Below are 18,499 nucleotides of genomic sequence, written 5' to 3' on the forward strand. Positions count from 1 at the left end.
AAAAGCATTATAAATGATTTATTTTAAACTTCCATTCGACGAGAATCTCTATTCTACAGATCAAAACCATGATGAAAAACATATTATTTTTTACCCGTTCGAAGGATCAGAAAAAATAGAGTGTACTGGAAAAATTGTCAAAGTAAATCATGAACCCCTGAATCATGAATCGATTTCAAATACATCATTACCAAAAGACAACAATCAATATACTGCTGAAACAAAGACTGAATATTTAAAAAATCTACAGCAAGTTATTCAGGTGATCAACGAAAATAAGCTTCCGAAACTAGTGTATTCAAGAAGGAAAATATTTACGGACTTCCGTGAAATTGATCTTAAAAAAAGTTTTGAAAACCTTTGCCAGTCATATTCAAATGCGTTCAGATATATTTTTATTAATGAAGAAAATTCATGGATGGGAGCATTTTCTGAGGTTTTAGGAAAATTCAATAAAAAGACTCACCATTTTGAAACTATGAGTCTTGCAGGTACACTTCCTGTTTCAGAAAGCTGGTCTGAAAAGGAAATTGAAGAACAAAAACCTGTCACAGAATACATCCGGAATATTCTTAAAAATTATTCTGAGGACTCGAAAGAGTCTGCAACATATGATCATATATCAGGAAATATTAAACATCTCAGAACAGATTTTAATGCTAAAATAAAACCTGAAGATCTGGATGAAATTATTCAGCAACTGCATCCTACTCCTGCAGTCTGCGGCATTCCGAAAGATTTCTGTAAAGAGAAAATCCGTGAGCTGGAGAAATTTCCGAGAGAACTTTACGCAGGATATATCAAAATTGAAAGTGAAGAGAATATCTTTTATTTTGTTAATCTAAGATGTTGTAAACTTTATCAGGATTCCGTTCATATATTCGTAGGAGGAGGAATTACAGCACAAAGCAGCCCTGAAAAAGAATGGAGAGAAACAGAATTGAAATCAGAGGCTATTTTGAAAAATCTTGTGATAATCGACAAATAAAATTTCAGGATTTTTTTTAGAAATAAAAAACCTCTTCCGGATAGAAAGAGGTTTGTATAGATATTGATATACTATTATTTTTTAACACCAATCTTACTCCATGTATTCATTACAAAAAGTAAAATAAGGCCAATCACAGCCGATGCTGCTGAAAATACAAACTTCGAATTATCTTCTGACAACATATCAGATTGCCAGTCCAGCGCATAAAGATTGATTGCGATGAAAACGATAAACACTACTAAAAATACTTTATAAAACTTCTGCATGATTCTAAAAATTAATATATGTCTGCACCAATTGGGCAAAATTTGCGGTAAATAATTTGATTGAAATTGCCAACAGAATGATCCCGAAAACTTTTTGCAGGATTGCCAAGGTAGCATCTCCTATTCTCTTCTCCAGCCAGTCTGCAGATTTCAGCACCAAATATACGAAAATTGTATTGAGAATAATTCCAAAAATGATATTAATATCGTGAAATTCAGCTTTTAATGACAATGTGGTCGTTAATGTTCCGGCTCCGGCCACCAATGGAAATGCAATAGGAACGATAGATGCTGCTCTTGCTTCAGAAGTTTTATTAATTTCAATACCCAAAATCATTTCCAAGGCGATGATGAAAATAACGAAAGCCCCTGCTATGGCAAAAGAATTGACATCGACCCCGATAAATTTCAGAATTTTATTTCCTACAAAAAGGAAAACAAGCATAATCAGACCTGCCGTAATCGTTGCTCTTTCTGCTTCGATCTTTCCGAATTTCTGTTGCAGACTGACAATAATAGGAATTGATCCTATGATGTCTATCACAGCAAAAAGAACCATAAAACAGGTTACGACTTCTTTTAAAGAAAAATCATTGAAAATCTCCATGCCATTACAATTATTAATTTCGCAAAAATATGAAAATAAATTGATTATTTGCTAATCTTTGAGTACAAATTCACAATGGATGTTAAGAGTACATCCAAGGCCTCAGGGGATTTCACTGGAGCATATTTTTCTATCTGTATTCTTTGGGTAAGACTTCTGTATTCTTCAGCTATAACAGAGCCTTTATGATTTTCAAGAAAATCTGCAAAATCTTCAGCAGAACTTTTAAAATATTGATTTCTTACTTCAGAATCCAGTTCTTCATAGGTTTGAAAAAACGTTTGATAATTTTCTTTATCTTTAAGATTTTCCAAATAAGTGAAATAATCATTCACGTCTGTTTTCAATCTTTCTCGGATTTCTTTTTCCGTTTCAGCTACTGAACCAATAGGTTTTGTAGTTTCGGGTTCTTTATTTGATTTGATTTTTTTCTGCCAGTTCTTAAACAAGAGATACGCTATAAAAAGGCCTATTAAAATAGCGATATTTATGAAAAGTATATTCCAGTGGAATCTGTTTTTTTCTTTTACCTTGAAGGATGTTGTCTTTAAAACAGGTGTATTAACAGTTTCCAGGAAGGTGTTGGTGTATTCATTTACCTTTTCAACGGCAGTGCGCGATTCCAAAATCTGTTCATGGGAAAATGCGTTAACGTTCAGTGTTTCCTGTCCAAGATCTACATATTCTTTTTTTAAAGGATCAAAAAAAGCAAAATCTTCAGTTTTAATGGAAACCTCACCTGCCTTTTTAGGAATCACAAGATAATTAGCCAAAATTTCACCTTTCATTCCTGTTGTTGCTGTTGTCACTTTGGAAGTGATTTTAGGAGCAAAAACATCATAATCGGGCGACTCAGCAATTTTAGGAAGCTCCAGGCTTTTGAGATTTCCTTCTCCGCTTACTTTTACAAGAACGTTGATCGGTTTTTTAACCTCAGCTTTTTCTTTTGAAACATTAGCAATACTCACTTTGAAGTCGCCCACTGCATTTTTAAAATGCTCGGGAGAACCTTCAGGAAGTTTTTTAACATTGATTTTAACTTTATTCGAGACAATTTTATTTTTTCCGGCATAAGAGCTCACCGATGCCGAAACACCCGGCACTTCTACATAGCCTGCCTCATTAGGGAAAATCAGGAATATAGCTACAACCTGTGACGACATATTTCCGTAATCCGAAGGATCGATTTCAGATTTTGCAAAACTCACCGGATAAACATCCAGGTTATTATTTTGTGGAAGACGAATATTTTTCACCCGTCTCAGGTTATCCATATTCTTGGAATAAACTTTCAAAACTGCAATTGTTGGCTCATCCTGATATACCTCACGGTCTTCGATCTCCATATTCAGATAAACATCCTTTGAAGAGTTGGCGGCTACTGCTGTTTTTTTGTCTACATCTTTAACTAAAATATCAAAAGGCTCGGTTTTATAGATTTTATTATCTATTGTTATTAGAAACGAACCAATTTTTACTTTTCCTTTTTGTTTTGGTTCTAAAGCTAATCGGGTAACCGACTGGGAAATCACCGTATTCGTTGTCGGATCAATAAATCCGCTGGTCACAGAACCTGTTCCTATGAGATTGAATTTTGAAAAGTCAGGCAGCCGCAATTTGGTCTGCTGATTATTGTAATCATTTCCTTCAATTTCAAGGACAATAGTGATGTTGATGACTTCTTTGGAACTATAGGTGGTTTTATCGGGAGTAGCGGAAAGATTTACCTGTCCGTAAGAAATTACGGATATGAGTAGGAACAATATGTAGGTAAGTCTGCTCTGCATCACCAATCTTTCTCGTTGCTTTCAGGCATCGAATAAGAATTTTTATTTAAAATTCTTCTGGCGGTTTCTTTCTCTTTATCGCTTACTTTATTGAGTATCTGATTTTCGAGTTCTTTCGGGATTTTGCCTTCATTATTCGGTTTCTGATCGGGATTATTTCCCTGTCCTTTACCTTGATTCTTTTGACCTTGCCCCTGATCCTGATTTTGATCTTTAGGACCCTTCTGATCGTCATTTTTCTGCTGATCTTTACCGCCGCCGCCTTTACCGGAGTTATTCTGCTGCTGTTTTTTCTGCTGATTTTCTTTTTCCTTCAGCTTAGCAATCTCATAGTTTTTTCTTGTTGCTTCGCTGTAAGGATTTTGTTTCAGAGATTGTTTATAAAATTCTGCTGCCTTTTCCGGTTGCTTCATCTGCATATATGCATTTCCCAGATTATGGAGAGCTGCTGCCTTATCGGAAATGGTTTGAGAAAATCTTTGTGCTTTTTCAAATTCAGCTTTTGCTTCTTCGTATTTTTTGCTTTTGTAAAGGGCATTTCCCAGATTGTAATGTGCCGTAAAATCTTTATCGTTGGTCTTAATAGCTTCCATATACTTTACAGAAGCTCCATCATAATCTTTACCGTTAAATTTTTCATTACCTTCATACACAAGCGTACGATAATTATTCTGCCCAAAAAGAATTCCTGAACAGAAGAAAGCAGTAATAAACGACAAAAAAACGATTTTAGTATTCATCCAATGCAAAATTATTCCTTTATATGTTAATAAACAGTGCCTTATTTGTTAAAATTGGGTTAAAGTAGAAGTCTGAACATGCGCAAATGCATTTATATCTAAACATTAAAATCTCTTTTAGGATTGAACATATAAATTAAGAAAAAGAAAAATATAGACACTGCAAGAAAATATTGGTAATAATGATTGGCATTCTGAGATTTCACCATTGTTTCTGAAGATCCTGTTTTCTTTTTAAGGGCATCAATTATTCTTTCAGGAGCTTCATTGATATTATTTCCGTCGATATAAGATCCACTGGTAGATTCTGCCATTTTTCTAAGCGCTTCAGTCTGTCTTTTAGAGATCACCGTCTGTCCCGACATATCAGCTTTGTACCCCATCAGCTGACCAAAAGCATATTCCGGAACCGGCGCACCTTCATCAGAACCGATTCCAACGGAAGTAATCATAATTCCTTCTTTTTTAGCAAGTCTTATTGCAGCATCATCATTTCCCTCATTATCTTCGCCATCACTCAACAATACAACCTTTCTGGCATCTTTGTTTACATTTTTAAATTTTTGCACCGCAGTTTGCATTCCTTTCAGAAAGTCAGTTCCCTGAATCTGCATAGAATTGGTTTCAATACCGCCGATATAAGTTTCTGCAGACGTATAATCTGTTGTCAAGGGCATAATAGAGGTAGATTCCCCGGCAAAAATTACAATTCCGACTTTATCGCTTTTCATTTTCTGCATCGTCTGGATAATGAGATTTTTGGCTTCCGTCAAACGGCTTGGCTCAATATCTTCTGCATTCATCGAGTTGGAGACATCCAACATGAAAATAACATTGTTAAGCTTTTGATTGGTTTTGATTTCCTCAGAACCACTTAAAAGATCAATAATAGAAAAAATAAGAAATAGCGTCCCCAATAAATATAAAGCAGGAAAAATTTTTATAAAACCTGATCGCTTTTCAAAGAGATGCTGGTGGAACTGACCATCTGCAAAGATCTCTCTTTTTTTATTTTTCCATTTTAAAAAACGTATTAAAAAAACAGCTAACAGCGGCAGAAGCAACAGCAACAATAAATACCAATAATTCCCTAAATACCAATCCATTAACTTAAAATTTTATAAAACACCCATCGTAATAAAGCATCCAGAAACAGCATTCCTAAAGCAATCCAGAGAAAGATTTTAAAATACTCCTGATAATTAAACAGTTTAGCCACTTTCACATCAGATTTTTCAAGCTGATTGATCTCATCATAAACTTCTTCAAGACTGCTGTTTGATGTTGCCCTGAAATATCTTCCGCCTGTCATTTGTGCCACTTCTTTCAAAACAGGTTCATCTATTTTCACTTCCGTTTCCGTAAAAACCAGATCCCCGAATATGTCGGTTTGCGTCGGCATCAGTGCGTATCCATTGGTTCCTATTCCAATAGCGTACACTTTTATATTATTATTTTTTGCCAATTCTGCAGCCAAAGCCGGAGGCATTGCATTTTCTATAGTATTAACCCCATCCGTCATTAAAATAACAATTTTACTTTTTGCTTTACTGTTTTTAAGGTGGTTGACCGCTACCGAAAGTCCTTCTCCCATTGCGGTTCCCGGCTGCAATTCCAGGGGGTTAAGATTTTGCAATTCATCGATAACTACCTGATGATCTGAAGTTACCGGCACTTTTGTAAATGCTTCTCCCGAATAGGTTACAAGTCCGATCCTGTCGTTGGGCCTTTTCTGGACGAATTTAATAGCAATATCTTTTAAAGCTGTCAAACGGTCCGGAGTAAGATCTTTAGCGAGCATACTTAACGAAACATCTACGGAAAGCATAATATCAATCCCTTTTGTATCATCGCGATCCTGAGAAATTGTAAAAGTCCGAGGTCTTGCCATCGCAATAATCAATGCAGAGAGGATGACATATTTTGAGATTTTCAGCAAAAACATCACGATCTGAATCCCTCCGCTTTCACTCATATTCTTAACCGTAGGAACTTTAATTCCTTTTCTCTTCTGAGTTCCGACATCTTTTATCAATAAAGGAATAAACAGCAGGAAAAGCAGTAAAAACCATGGACTGTAAAATTCAAAATCAAAATCAAACATCTTTTCTCAAATTTTCGAATTCCAAATCTTTTGATGAGCGCTTTACAAAATCTGTAATCTCAGTAAGGTCTTTTTCCATCGTCGCTTTATCAGGGAAAGTTTTCGCAAACTTCACCAGATCACCCCTTAAGAATACATCTTCCACTACCCTTTCGTTTTCCTGAGAAATGGTATTATTTTTCTTCATAAGATCAATCAGATCATCTGTCAGTAAAACATCTGCCGGTAAACGGTATTGTTTTGCGATAAATTTTCTTGAAATATCGATCAATTCTACATAAAAGGAACGATAATTTCCGGTTTCCACATATTTTTTCTTCTTAAGAGAATCTAATTCTTTTAACGTCTGATTGGTAGCCACAACAGGAGAATCTTTAGCTTTCCTTCCATATTTAACGATGAATATTATAGCAATAATAAGGGCAATTACTGTAATAGCAGCAAGAATATAAAACTTATAAAGCTCCCAGTAATCAGTAACGTCAAGCTTTACCTCTTTGTTATTCATAATATCGTTGATCTGATCGGTCTTCTGAGCCGTATTGATCACATCAATTTCATAAGGAATTGTTTTCAGTATTTTTCCTCCTACCTTGAATTCAAGTTCAGGAATGGTAAATTTTCCTTCTTCAAAAACAGCAAATTCAACTCTTCTGTAATAAACATCCTGAGTCTGCGAAATACTGTCTTTCACTTCTTCAAAATGGAAGGGCAACAGTTCATTTTCCGGAGCGGCAGACACTTTTTCATTATTAAGATTGTTGATCGTCACGACGATATGATCCACTTCTCCGAGAGCAATGGTTTTTTTCTCGACGCTTGAAGAAAGAATCTGTGAAAAAGCATTCGCACAGATAAGAAAACAAAATATAAATAATAATTTTTTCAATTGTAAATAATACGTTTTGGCTAAAGCCTTAAGTTATTTTTAATTATAATGGGCTAAAGCCCATTCAATTCGGTTGAAGTTATTTTTTCTGAAAATAATTGTACAACAATTTGGAGTAATCGGCACCTGTATCCATATTCAGAAAACTGGCTGAGCTGTTGGCAAAATCTTCTTCCAAAGCTCTCAGCTTTTGTTTCTGTGCTTCTGCAAAATTGTATCTCCATCTTGCATTCGATGTGTTGGCCCAAATCTGTTTACCCGTTTCGGCATCATACAATAAGGTATAGCCTACATCAGGAATTTCATTATCCTTCTGATCAAAAATTCTCATTCCCAATAGCTGGTGTTTTTTAGAAGCAGCTTTTAACATTTTGGAATCATACGGATCTTCAAAATCGGAGAACATGAAAACCAAAGATTTTCTTTTAAAAATCCCCATCATATATTCCAATGCTTTATCGATTTTAGTTACCGAAGGCACATAATCAGCCGTCAATATGGTACTGATAATAGAAAGGATATGTTTTCTTCCTTTCTGCGGAGGTATTACCTTATACACTTTATCTGCAAATAAGATCAGCCCTACTTTATCATTATTTCCTGCTGCAGAAAACCCTAAGCTTGCAGCAATTTCTGCGACATATTCTCTTTTCAGCTGATTTTTGGTACCATAATCCATGGATGCAGAAATATCTATCAGCAACATCATTGTAAGCTCTCGTTCCTCCTCCATCACCTTTACGAAAGGCTCACGAAACCTCGCAGTTTTATTCCAGTCGATTCTGCGGATCTCATCTCCGAACTGATAAGGACGAACTTCCGAGAAAGTCATCCCCTGTCCTTTGAAAGCACTGTGATATTGTCCCATGAGAGTAGCTTCCGTTTTTTTTCGGGTACGGATTTCTATCTGCTTTACTTTTTTTACAATATCTTTAATCTGCATTTTCTGCGTTTGAGTATATTAGAGTTTATTATTTTTTTGTTGAGAGTTTTAGCTTAAAACTGCTTTATTTTTGTTTTAAAAATTTTATAATTAATTTAATAACGTTCAAAAAACTTTAAACTACAAATATTAAACATTGAATTCAATAGACACATTAAACCATTCATTATCAAATTTAGGGCTGTATTTTTTGTAGAAATTTATGGCCGGTTCATTCCAGTTTAGCACCTGAAAAACCATTCCGCTGTATTGGCCTGTCATTCCGTATTCCATTGTTGCTTCAAATAATTTTTTCCCGATTTGTTTTCCTCTCCATTTTTCGGTTACCACAAGGTCTTCAAGATATAATCTTCTTCCCTTCCATGTTGAATATCTTTCATAATACAATGAAATTCCAATAATTTCACCATTGCATTCGGCTACAAATGCTCCCCAAGCAGGCAATTTCCCAAATCCGTCTTCAATAAATTGCTCTAAAGTTAACGTAACTTCATGCAATGCATTTTCATAATCTGCCAACTCTCTGATAAGCTCAAGCATTGGAGCACAATCTTCCTGAACTGCTCGTCTGATGAAAATATCCTCCATTACGGTGCCTGGATTTTCGCTAAAATCCTATCAATAATTTCTTCTGATGAAATTTCCTCAGCTTCTGCCTCGAAAGTTAAACCTATTCTATGTCTTAACACATCTTTTGCCAGAGATTTTACATCTTCAGGAATCACAAAAGCTCTTCCTCTCAGAAACGCATATGCCCTTGAAGCAATCGCTAAATTGATGGAAGCTCTCGGAGAAGCACCGAAACTGATATAATTTTTGAGTTCAGAAAGTCCATAATTTTCCGGAAAACGAGTAGCAAAAACCATATCCAGAATATATTTTTCTATTTTTTCGTCAAGATAAATCTGATTAATAAGCTCCTTAGCTCCAACAATATGCTCAAGCGAAATTACCGGTTTCACAGTCGGCTGATGCGAAGTGGAAACCATTCTCATCACCATCCTTTCATCCTCAAACTTAGGATAGTCGATCGTACATTTTAACATGAAACGGTCACTTTGCGCTTCAGGCAAAAGATAAGTTCCTTCCTGGTCGATAGGGTTTTGTGTTGCCAGTACCAAAAATGGCTTTGGCAACTTCATCGTTTCGTCTCCGATAGTCACCTGCTTTTCCTGCATCACTTCCAAAAGAGCAGATTGCACTTTTGCAGGTGCACGGTTGATTTCATCCGCCAACACAAAATTGGCAAAAACAGGCCCCCTTTTAATGGAAAAATCATTGTCTTTAATGTTATAAATCATCGTTCCCACAACATCCGCCGGCAAGAGATCCGGCGTAAACTGAATTCTGGAAAATTCACCATCAACAGCTTCAGCCAGGGTCTTAATCGCCAGGGTTTTTGCCAATCCCGGAACTCCTTCCAAAAGGACGTGACCATTTCCCAGGAGACCCACCAAAAGGCGGTCTATCATATATTCCTGTCCAATGATAACTTTGTTGATTTCTTCGCGGAGACGGGAGAAATAGAAGTTCGCTTCCTTTACCTTTTCGGTTAGCTGACGAATATCTTCTGCTTGATATGTATCTGACATAGTCTAATTTAAAATAATTGGTAAATTTCTAATAAATACTTGCATAAATCAACCCAAACAATGCTATTTTTGAGTTAAAGTTTGTTAAATATTCCGGTAGTAATGCGAGATCTTAAAACAGATGAAATATCAAATCTAAAGGCAATTAATGTATATTTTCATAAAAAAATATAAATTTAATTTAATCCTCCATTCAAAAATTGTCATTTCCAGTTTATTAAACTATTTTTGGTGATTAAAATTTTTGCAAAATGAATTATCATTTTCAAGCCCACAGACAGGTTAGAAAAAACCTTCTGGATATTTTACAAAATACTTCCCATGAAGATCTTTTGCTGATTCCGGACGGCTTCAATAATAATATTTACTGGAATATTGCCCATACCGTTGCTACCCAGCAGCTTTTGCATTATTACTTAAGCGGTAATCCTTTCAGGATCGACAAATATTGGATTGAAACTTACAAAAAGGGAACGTTACCCAATCTGAACGTTCAGAAATCGGAGGTTGAAGATCTCGAATTTTTGCTGACAGAGACGTCAAAGATTTTAATGAGAGATTATGACAGTGATTTCTTTTCGGATTACACGCCTTATACTACCAGTTTCGGGATGGATCTGAAAAGTATTCAGGATGCCATTATTTTTAACAATATGCACGAAAGCCTTCATTACGGCTATGTACTGGCACAGAAAAGAGCAATTTTAGGAGAAAAAGGAAGATAGTAAAAAAGTGAATTTTGCTTCGTAAGTCAATAGTGAAAGATGAATTTTAATACAACAAATTGACTGACAAAGTAAAATTGACATTTGACAATTCACTATTAAATTATTAAAATGACAGATAAAAAAGACGATTTTATTTTCGGACTACGTCCCGTGATTGAAGCAATTGAAGCGGGAAAAACAATTGACAAGGTCTTCGTGCAAAATGCACTGCAAGGACCTATTTATGCTGAACTTAAAGCCATTTTGGCTAAAAATAAAATCCGTCCCAATTACGTTCCGGTTGAAAAGCTGAACCGTTTTACAAGAAAAAATCACCAGGGTGTTGTGGCTTTTATATCGGATGTTCCGTTTCATAAAGTGGAAGATATTGTTCCTCAACTTTTTGAAGAAGGAAAAACACCTTTTTTACTTATTCTGGACCGATTAACAGATGTGAGAAATTTCGGAGCAATCTGCAGAACAGCAGAATGTGTAGGCGTTGACGCGGTGGTTATCCCAGAAAAAGGAGCTGCGCCGATCAATTCTGATGCCATAAAAACTTCTGCCGGAGCGCTTTATAATGTTAAGATCTGTAAAGCCCCCAATTTAGCTCATGTTGTGGACTTTCTTCAGCAAAGTGGTATTTCAGTATATGCCGCAAGCGAAAAGGCAGAAAAATTAATTTATGATGTTAATTTTAACGAGCCTTGCGCCATCGTAATGGGAAATGAAGAAACAGGAATTTCAAAAGAAGTCCTTCATCACGCCGACGAAAAAATAAAGCTTCCTATTGAAGGGAAAACCCAATCTTTAAATGTATCTGTCGCCTGTGGTGCCATTTTATACGAAGCGGTACGACAGAAAATGACTGCAAACTCGGGTCTGTAGCATTTATTAACAGTAGTAAAAATTTAAAAAGAATCAAATGAAAAAAATAGCAGCATTAGCGATAATCTCAACCATAGCCATCGTTTCATGTAATAAAAAAGAAACGGCAAAAATCACCAAAGTAGATCCTAAAACAGGAAAAACAATTACAGTAGAAGTTCCGGCAGACTCCGTAGCAAAAGTAGAAGAAAATCCTGCCATTAAAGACTCCGCAGGAATTTACAAACAGACTTTCAAACTGGAAAAAGGAAAAACGTATCCTTTAACAACCTACCAGAGAGACACAAAAACAATGACTGATCCTACAGGAAAGACACTGAACGCTACCAATGAGTCTACAGATGAAATGTCTTTTACGGTAAATGATATTAAAGGAAATATTTACGATATCACTTTAAATCTGGTTTCCAAAAGAAATTCTCAGACCGCGCAAGGCAAAACGATTGTCGTAGATACCAAGCTTCCTCTGCCGAAGGAAGATGATCTTAAAATGATCTGGAATATCAACAGAGCGCTTACCGGCAACAAACTGAATATGAAAATGGACACACATGGAAATGTCATTTCTATAACTGGTTTTGATACCGTTTATAATAAAGTGGCTGCTTCCGTCGGAACTATTGTTAAAGATAAAAATCAAAAAGAAAGCATTATTGCAAGTCTTAAGGAATCATTTAATGAAAAGGTTTTAAGAGATCAGTTTAATAAAAATCTTACGATCATGCCAAGAAAAGGAGTAAAAGTAGGAGAAAAATGGACAAGCAGTGAAAACGCTGATGCACAGGGGAAAATAAAAGTGACATCAAACTACATATTAAAAAGTGTTGGAAACGGCATTGCTGAAATTGGCGTAACAGGAGGAATTCCTAAAAAGGTTGAAAAACAAAATCAGGGAGAAGTGACACACAGCTTAAGCAGTGAACTTTCTCAAAACGGAACCATAAAATTTGACCAGAACACCGGTTGGATCACCAATCAGAATATTTCTGTAGTAACAACACAGATAGAAACTATTTCCAACGGAAAAGAATCTCAATCGATGAAAAGCGTTTCCAATTCTTCTGTGATGGTCAATCCGTCGAAGTAATATAGACATTTGAGTGTTAGAGAGTTTAGATTTGAAAGACATTATGCCAATCAACAAACTTTGAACTTTAAACCTTAAATTAAAAAAATTATGAAATATATTTTTGAGCTGGTATTAGCTGCTATCATTATTTTCTTTGTATGGAATATCCTTAAAAGGATTTTCTTTAAAACATTTTATAGTTACAGATTTAACAATAATAATCAAAATAATAAGCCGCAGGATATTCAAAACTCAAATAAAAACAATATCAACTGGGATGCTGAAACTGTAGATTATGAAGAGGTAAAAGAAAGTAATGATAAAGATAATTCCGAAAACAAAAGATAATAACCATCATCAACATGGCGAAAAATAAAAACCTGATTTATATTGCAATTTCATTAGTTGTATTTATCGTTTTAGCATTTTTGTACTCTACTCCTGTTTTCACGGGAAAACAGCTTTTTCAGCATGATATCGTGCAGTATCGCGGGGGCGCAAAAGAGCTTCTCGATTACAGAGCTGATACCGGAAAAGAAACCTACTGGAGCGACTCTATGTTCGGTGGAATGCCTACCTATCAGATGGGAAGTCAGTTCAAAGGCGACATTATTAAACAAATCGATTCTAAGCTGAATTTTTTCCCGAGACCTGTTAATTATATCTTTCTGCTCTTCGGAGGTTTTTTCCTATTAGGAATGGTAGCTGTCAGAAACTGGAAATATGCGCTTTTGGGGGCGACGTTTTTCGGTCTTTCCACCTATTTTTATATCGCCATTGCGGCGGGTCACAACGGTAAAATCAATACCATTGAATATTTTGCGCCACTTCTGGCAGGAATTTTACTCGTCTATATACGGAAACAATACATTTGGGGATTTATCGTCACCACACTGTTCATGGGGCTTCAGATTGCGGCCAATCACCCGCAGATGACGTATTACCTCTTCCTTGCATTAGGATTTTTATTTTTATCCGAATTGATTCGCGCGATTCAGAAGAAAACACCGATGAAGCATTTTCTGATTTCTTCAGGAATCATTGCTGCTTCATGCCTGATCGGTGTCGGCATGAACTCCCAGAGAATCATGGCCAATTCCGAATACATTAAAGAAACCGTTCGTGGAAAGCAGATTTTAACCAATGACAGCCACACCGAAGGAAAATCGGGGATGGATAAAGAAAGTATGCTGCTTTGGAGCTATGGCAAACTTGAAACACTGAATCTTTTCATCCCAAGATTAATGGGTGGCGGAAGCCAGGAACCTGAAGGAAAGGAAATGATGAATAGAGTTCAGGAACTCGTTCAGGAAAACGTAGGTTCACAGGCGGAAATGGACAGAATATCAAAAGGCTTCGGAAATTTAACATACTGGGGCGATCAGCCTGGAACTTCAGGACCGGCCTATCAGGGAGCCATCGTCTGCTTTTTAGCTCTTTTAGGATTTTTCTTTGCTTGGAAAAAATACCGTTACTGGATTTTGGGTGCAACGGTTCTTACCATATTTTTAGCCTGGGGAAGCAATTTCATGGCACTATCAGATTTTTTCATAGATTTCGTACCTTTTTATAACAAATTCAGAGCACCGTCTTCCATCTTGGTTGTAGTGGAATTATTATTCCCATTAATTGCAATCATTGGATTATACCGATTTTTTACAGATAAGGAATTGACAACAGAATACAAACAGAAAATTCTTCTCTATGTTGGTGGTGGAACGCTGGGTTTTGTGTTAATTCTTCTGCTTTTCGGAAAATCTTTATTAGGATTCCATACTGAAAACGAAAAAAAATATCTTCCTCCTTTCCTGCTGGATTATCTGGTTGAAGAAAGATTCAAACTATTCAGGATTGATGCCATTAAAGCATTTATATATGTTGCTATTGCTGCCACGGCTTTATTTATGGTTTTAAAACAGAAATTAAATCAGAATATTGCTTTGATAATTATCGGAGTGGTAAGCTTATTTGATTTGTGGACCGTAAACAAGCGTTATTTGAATGACAATAATTATGTCGATAAAATATTCGCGGAAAATCCATTCCAGACAGAAAGTTCAGATCTTATGGCGGAGAAAGTTCAGGGAAATCCAAATCTTGAACCGATCTTAGCGAATGTGAATGTTAACAAAACATTAGAAACCATCGCTGAAAAAGATAAAACACACTACAGAATTTTCAATAATATTTTAGGAACATTCAGCGAGACGAATACTTCTTATTTTAAATCTTCCATCGGAGGGTATCACGCGGTAAAACTGAGACGATATGATGATGTCATCAACGAATATTTCCAGATCATGGATTCTGTAAAAGTTCCGAATATCCTCAATCTTTTAAACGCAAAATATCTTGTTTTGGGAGGTCCGGAACAGCCACAGGCAATTGCGAACCCGAAAGCCAATGGAGACGCATGGTTTGTAAGTGATCTTAAATTTGTGGATTCCCCGAACCAGGAAATCAAATCAATCGGCGTTATAGACAGTAAAAAAACTGCGGTCATTGCTGCTTCGGATAAAAAATATTTTGACGGAAAAACCGTTCAGCCGGATTCAACAGCTTACATCAACTTAACGAAATATCAGCCTAACGAACTTGAATTCAAATCTCAGTCGAAAACAGCACAGCTGGCCGTATTTTCGGAGATTTATTATCCTCACGGGTGGAAATTTTTCATCGATGAAAAAGAAGTTCCGTACATCAAAGCTGATTATCTTCTCCGTGCAGTACATGTTCCTGCCGGAAACCACAATATAAGAATGGTTTTTGAACCTGAGGTAATTGAAAAAGGAAAATGGATCTCGCTCTTTTGCTTTGCGGTATTTATTTTGCTGAGTGGCTTTGGTGTTTATTCTATTTACCGCAAAAGAGACAAAAGACAAGCTGAAGCTGTTTAGTGTTTTAGAGGTTCAAAAGTCTGAAAAAGCTGTATATTGATGATTACCCAAAAGTATATAACCGATCTTACCTATAGAATTAACGGAGCCTGTATTGAGGTTCATAAAATTTTAGGTGCGGGACTGGCAGAAATAGTGTATCACAAAGCTTTGGAAAAAGAATTTAATTTAAGAAATATCGAATATAAATCTGAATTTCAAATTCCTGTGATTTACAAAGATGAAAATTTAAATTGTGATTTTAAATGCGATTTTTTAATTGAAGATTTAATTGTTCTGGAAATAAAATCCGTATCATCTATCTTGGAAATCCATAAAGCACAGGTTATAAATTACATCAATTTATTAAAAGTTCCAAAGGGAATTCTTGTAAATTTTAATGTTAAAAATATTTATCATTTTGGTCAAGAAACATTTATAAATAAGTACTTTGATCAATATGATTAAACAATAATATCTAATTTAAACCACAAAAGAAACAAAAGAAGATAATACTTATAAGTTATCCAAAAGTTTGCAAAATGCAACCTTTAATAAATTAAACTTAATAATCTATGTAATTTTGATTTCTTTTAATAACTAAAAACAACAATAGGCTTTTGCATCTTTTGCGGTTAAATAATTATAAATGAATTCTCAAAAGAAAATACTTATCATCACCTATTACTGGCCTCCGGCGGGAGGTCCCGGCGTTCAGAGGTGGTTGAAATTTGCGAAATATCTCCCTGAGTTCGGGTGGAAACCCATAATTTACACACCTGAAAATCCGAGCTACCCATTGCTGGATGAAAGCCTGATGAAAGATGTTCCGAAGGATATCGAAATCGTCAAAACGAAAATCTGGGAACCTTATCAGTTAGCCGAAAAACTCAACAAAAGCAATAAAAAGTTTAAAGCGGGACAGTTTGATGTGGGAAAAAACCAAAGCTGGAAATCAAAGCTTTCAATTTGGGTAAGAGGCAATTTCTTTATTCCCGATGCCAGAGTTTTCTGGGTAAAACCTTCCGTTAAATTTTTAGAAAATTATTTAAAGGAAAATAAAATTGATGTAGTGGTGACCTCTGGCCCGCCACACTCACTTCATCTGATCGGATTAAACCTGAAGAAACAAATACCTGACATACAATGGATTGCAGATTTCCGCGATCCGTGGACGGAAATTTCTTATTATAAACATTTAAAATTAACTAAAAGTTCCGACAGAAAACACCGCCAATTAGAAAGCGAAGTTTTCAGAAATGCTGACATCACGCTTGCTACAAGCTATACCGATGCTGAAAATTTCAAAAAAAACGGAGCAAATTCTTTCTGCATAACTAATGGTTTTGACGAATCTGATTCAAACCCTAAAACCTTAAAACCCTCAAACCCTAAAACCCAATTCACGCTAAGCTATATCGGTGTTTTAGAACAGCTCAGAAATCCGGAAAATCTTTGGAAAGCACTTGACGATCTTATAAAAGAAAATGCTGATTTTGCTGAAAGCTTTGTCTTAAAATTTGCAGGCAGAATTGATGATAAAATCCTGCATACCATAGAAAACTCCACTTTAAAAAAGCATATTCTGAATCTTGGATATATCTCTCACGATAAGGCTATTGAAGAGATGCAGACTTCAGATGTATTATTAATTACCAACTTTCCGAACGATTCGTCAAAAGGAATTATTCCGGGAAAAATTTTCGAATATCTGGCGACAGGAAAACAGATTATTTCTTTTGGCCCCAATGATGCTGATGTTTCTAGGATACTGATCGAAACGCAGGCCGGAAAACATTTCAGCTATGATGATTCAACAACGGTAAAAGAATTTATCCTGGAAAAATTTAATCTTTGGAAAGATGGAAATCTTCTTGAAAACACTCAAAATATCGAGCAATTTTCCAGAAAAAATCTTACTGAAAAACTGGCTGAAATTTTAGAGTTACAACACCCTGTTTCATAGTAAAGCCTGATAATTTGAAACTCATTAATTGTCATGAATAAAGTTTTTTCCTGATTCGTTTTTTGTAATTTTGTTTCATGGAAACTTTGGATATTCTTATCATCGGAGGTGGGCCGATCGGACTGAACTGTGCCCTGGAAGCGCAGAAAAATAATTTAAGCTATCTCATTATCGAAAAAGGGACAATTGTTAATTCCTTGTACAATTATCCTTTGTATATGCGTTTCTTTTCTACCGCGGAAAAACTCGAGATAGATGGGATTCCATTCATTTCTACCGCTCCGAAGCCCGGCAGGCAGGAAGCTTTAGAATATTATCAGGGAATTACAAGACAACGGAATCTCAATATCAATCTGTATGAAAAGGTGGAGAAAATTTCCAGAAAAAATGATGTCTTTGAAATTGAAACTTCAAAAGGAAAATATTCTGCAAAAAATGTAATCATATCAACAGGTTTCTATGATATTCCGAATCTGATGAATATTCCGGGGAAGATCTTCCTAAAGTAAAACATTATTATACCGAACCTTATCCATACGCGAAACAGAAAATCGTTGTTGTAGGCTCCAGCAATTCTGCGGTAGATGCTGCACTGGAAACGTACAGAAAAGGTGCCGAAGTTACCATGATTATCCGTCATTCGGAAATTTCCAAAAGTGTGAAATATTGGGTAAAACCTGATATCGAAAACAGAATTTCAGAAGGAAGCATTAGCGCTCATTTCAATTCGGAATTAATGGAAATCAGGGAAAAAACCGTCATTTTTAGAGATGAAAAAGGTGAAATGCATGAAATTGAAAATGATTTTGTGCTGGCGATGACCGGTTATCTACCCGACTTCGACTTCTTAAGAAATTCCGGAATTGAATTACAGGGAGAATGTCTCAACCCTTTGTACAATAATGAAACAATGGAAACCAACATTCCGCATTTATATCTTGCTGGTGTTGTATGCGGAGGAAAAGACACCCATCTATGGTTTATTGAAAATTCCAGAATTCATGCGGAGATGATTATTAAAAATATTCTTTCAAAGTTATGATCAATTCATTCATTGTAAGAATTCTAGCACAA

The 18,499-nt window shown here is 35.7% G+C and carries 18 protein-coding genes and 1 pseudogene; 9 read left to right on the forward strand and 10 right to left on the reverse strand.

The window, feature by feature from the left end; translation table 11 throughout:
* Positions 1–13: 13 nt before the first annotated feature.
* The gene (locus ACWNCI_RS09745) at positions 14–988 is read left to right on the forward strand and encodes a chorismate-binding protein (protein ID WP_449388146.1); all 975 of its coding nucleotides are present in this window, start codon (positions 14–16) and stop codon (positions 986–988) included.
* Positions 989–1,062: 74 nt separating this feature from the next.
* On the opposite strand, the gene ACWNCI_RS09750 is transcribed toward ACWNCI_RS09745, so the two are convergent.
* The 10 genes from ACWNCI_RS09750 to ACWNCI_RS09795 all read right to left on the reverse strand — a co-directional run bounded on the left by ACWNCI_RS09750 (position 1,063) and on the right by ACWNCI_RS09795 (position 9,919).
* A complete protein-coding gene (locus ACWNCI_RS09750) occupies positions 1,063–1,257 on the reverse strand; it encodes a hypothetical protein (protein ID WP_042721560.1) in 195 nt (64 codons plus the stop codon).
* Positions 1,258–1,261: 4 nt separating this feature from the next.
* On the reverse strand, positions 1,262–1,864 hold the full coding sequence (locus ACWNCI_RS09755) for a MarC family protein (protein ID WP_346984502.1): 603 nt from the start codon (positions 1,862–1,864) through the stop codon (positions 1,262–1,264).
* A 44-nt stretch (positions 1,865–1,908) separates the two neighbouring features.
* A complete protein-coding gene (locus ACWNCI_RS09760) occupies positions 1,909–3,651 on the reverse strand; it encodes a BatD family protein (protein ID WP_449388147.1) in 1,743 nt (580 codons plus the stop codon).
* Positions 3,651–4,391 (reverse strand): tetratricopeptide repeat protein, encoded by a 741-nt coding sequence (locus ACWNCI_RS09765; protein WP_449388148.1) that lies wholly within the window; start codon positions 4,389–4,391, stop codon positions 3,651–3,653. Before ACWNCI_RS09765 ends, ACWNCI_RS09760 begins: the two co-directional genes overlap by 1 nt.
* Positions 4,392–4,489: 98 nt before the next feature.
* Complete coding sequence (locus tag ACWNCI_RS09770) at positions 4,490–5,497, reverse strand: vWA domain-containing protein (RefSeq protein WP_449388149.1); 1,008 nt, start codon at positions 5,495–5,497, stop codon at positions 4,490–4,492.
* Positions 5,497–6,495 (reverse strand): VWA domain-containing protein, encoded by a 999-nt coding sequence (locus tag ACWNCI_RS09775; RefSeq protein WP_449388150.1) that lies wholly within the window; start codon positions 6,493–6,495, stop codon positions 5,497–5,499. Before ACWNCI_RS09775 ends, ACWNCI_RS09770 begins: the two co-directional genes overlap by 1 nt.
* A complete protein-coding gene (locus ACWNCI_RS09780; protein WP_449388151.1) occupies positions 6,488–7,384 on the reverse strand; it encodes a BatD family protein in 897 nt (298 codons plus the stop codon). The genes ACWNCI_RS09775 and ACWNCI_RS09780 overlap by 8 nt, the downstream gene beginning before the upstream one ends.
* A 79-nt stretch (positions 7,385–7,463) precedes the next feature.
* Complete coding sequence (locus ACWNCI_RS09785) at positions 7,464–8,327, reverse strand: DUF58 domain-containing protein (protein WP_449388152.1); 864 nt, start codon at positions 8,325–8,327, stop codon at positions 7,464–7,466.
* Between the two features lie 129 nt (positions 8,328–8,456).
* Positions 8,457–8,915, reverse strand: a complete 459-nt coding sequence (locus ACWNCI_RS09790; protein WP_449388153.1) for an N-acetyltransferase family protein — start codon at positions 8,913–8,915, stop codon at positions 8,457–8,459.
* A complete protein-coding gene (locus tag ACWNCI_RS09795) occupies positions 8,915–9,919 on the reverse strand; it encodes an AAA family ATPase (RefSeq protein ID WP_346984495.1) in 1,005 nt (334 codons plus the stop codon). Before ACWNCI_RS09795 ends, ACWNCI_RS09790 begins: the two co-directional genes overlap by 1 nt.
* A 251-nt stretch (positions 9,920–10,170) precedes the next feature.
* Here ACWNCI_RS09795 and ACWNCI_RS09800 point away from each other — a divergent pair, with 251 nt between their 5' ends.
* From ACWNCI_RS09800 to ACWNCI_RS09835, 8 genes and pseudogenes are all read left to right on the forward strand, one after another.
* Positions 10,171–10,644 (forward strand): DinB family protein, encoded by a 474-nt coding sequence (locus ACWNCI_RS09800; protein ID WP_449388154.1) that lies wholly within the window; start codon positions 10,171–10,173, stop codon positions 10,642–10,644.
* Between the two features lie 111 nt (positions 10,645–10,755).
* The gene (rlmB, locus tag ACWNCI_RS09805; protein WP_449388155.1) at positions 10,756–11,514 is read left to right on the forward strand and encodes a 23S rRNA (guanosine(2251)-2'-O)-methyltransferase RlmB; all 759 of its coding nucleotides are present in this window, start codon (positions 10,756–10,758) and stop codon (positions 11,512–11,514) included.
* 37 nt (positions 11,515–11,551) lie between these two features.
* The gene (locus tag ACWNCI_RS09810; protein ID WP_449388156.1) at positions 11,552–12,601 is read left to right on the forward strand and encodes a DUF6263 family protein; all 1,050 of its coding nucleotides are present in this window, start codon (positions 11,552–11,554) and stop codon (positions 12,599–12,601) included.
* A gap of 90 nt (positions 12,602–12,691) precedes the next feature.
* Positions 12,692–12,931: a hypothetical protein gene (locus tag ACWNCI_RS09815; RefSeq protein WP_449388157.1), complete on the forward strand. Its 240-nt coding sequence runs from the start codon at positions 12,692–12,694 to the stop codon at positions 12,929–12,931.
* A 14-nt stretch (positions 12,932–12,945) separates the two neighbouring features.
* On the forward strand, positions 12,946–15,480 hold the full coding sequence (locus ACWNCI_RS09820) for a YfhO family protein (protein ID WP_449388158.1): 2,535 nt from the start codon (positions 12,946–12,948) through the stop codon (positions 15,478–15,480).
* A gap of 39 nt (positions 15,481–15,519) precedes the next feature.
* Complete coding sequence (locus ACWNCI_RS09825) at positions 15,520–15,927, forward strand: GxxExxY protein (RefSeq protein WP_449388159.1); 408 nt, start codon at positions 15,520–15,522, stop codon at positions 15,925–15,927.
* A 181-nt stretch (positions 15,928–16,108) separates the two neighbouring features.
* On the forward strand, positions 16,109–17,425 hold the full coding sequence (locus tag ACWNCI_RS09830) for a glycosyl transferase family 1 (RefSeq protein ID WP_449388160.1): 1,317 nt from the start codon (positions 16,109–16,111) through the stop codon (positions 17,423–17,425).
* Positions 17,426–17,502: 77 nt separating this feature from the next.
* Positions 17,503–18,467 (forward strand): annotated as a pseudogene (locus ACWNCI_RS09835) (YpdA family putative bacillithiol disulfide reductase).
* The last annotated feature ends 32 nt before the right edge of the window (positions 18,468–18,499 follow it).

This window comes from Chryseobacterium lineare, from assembly GCF_977014045.1.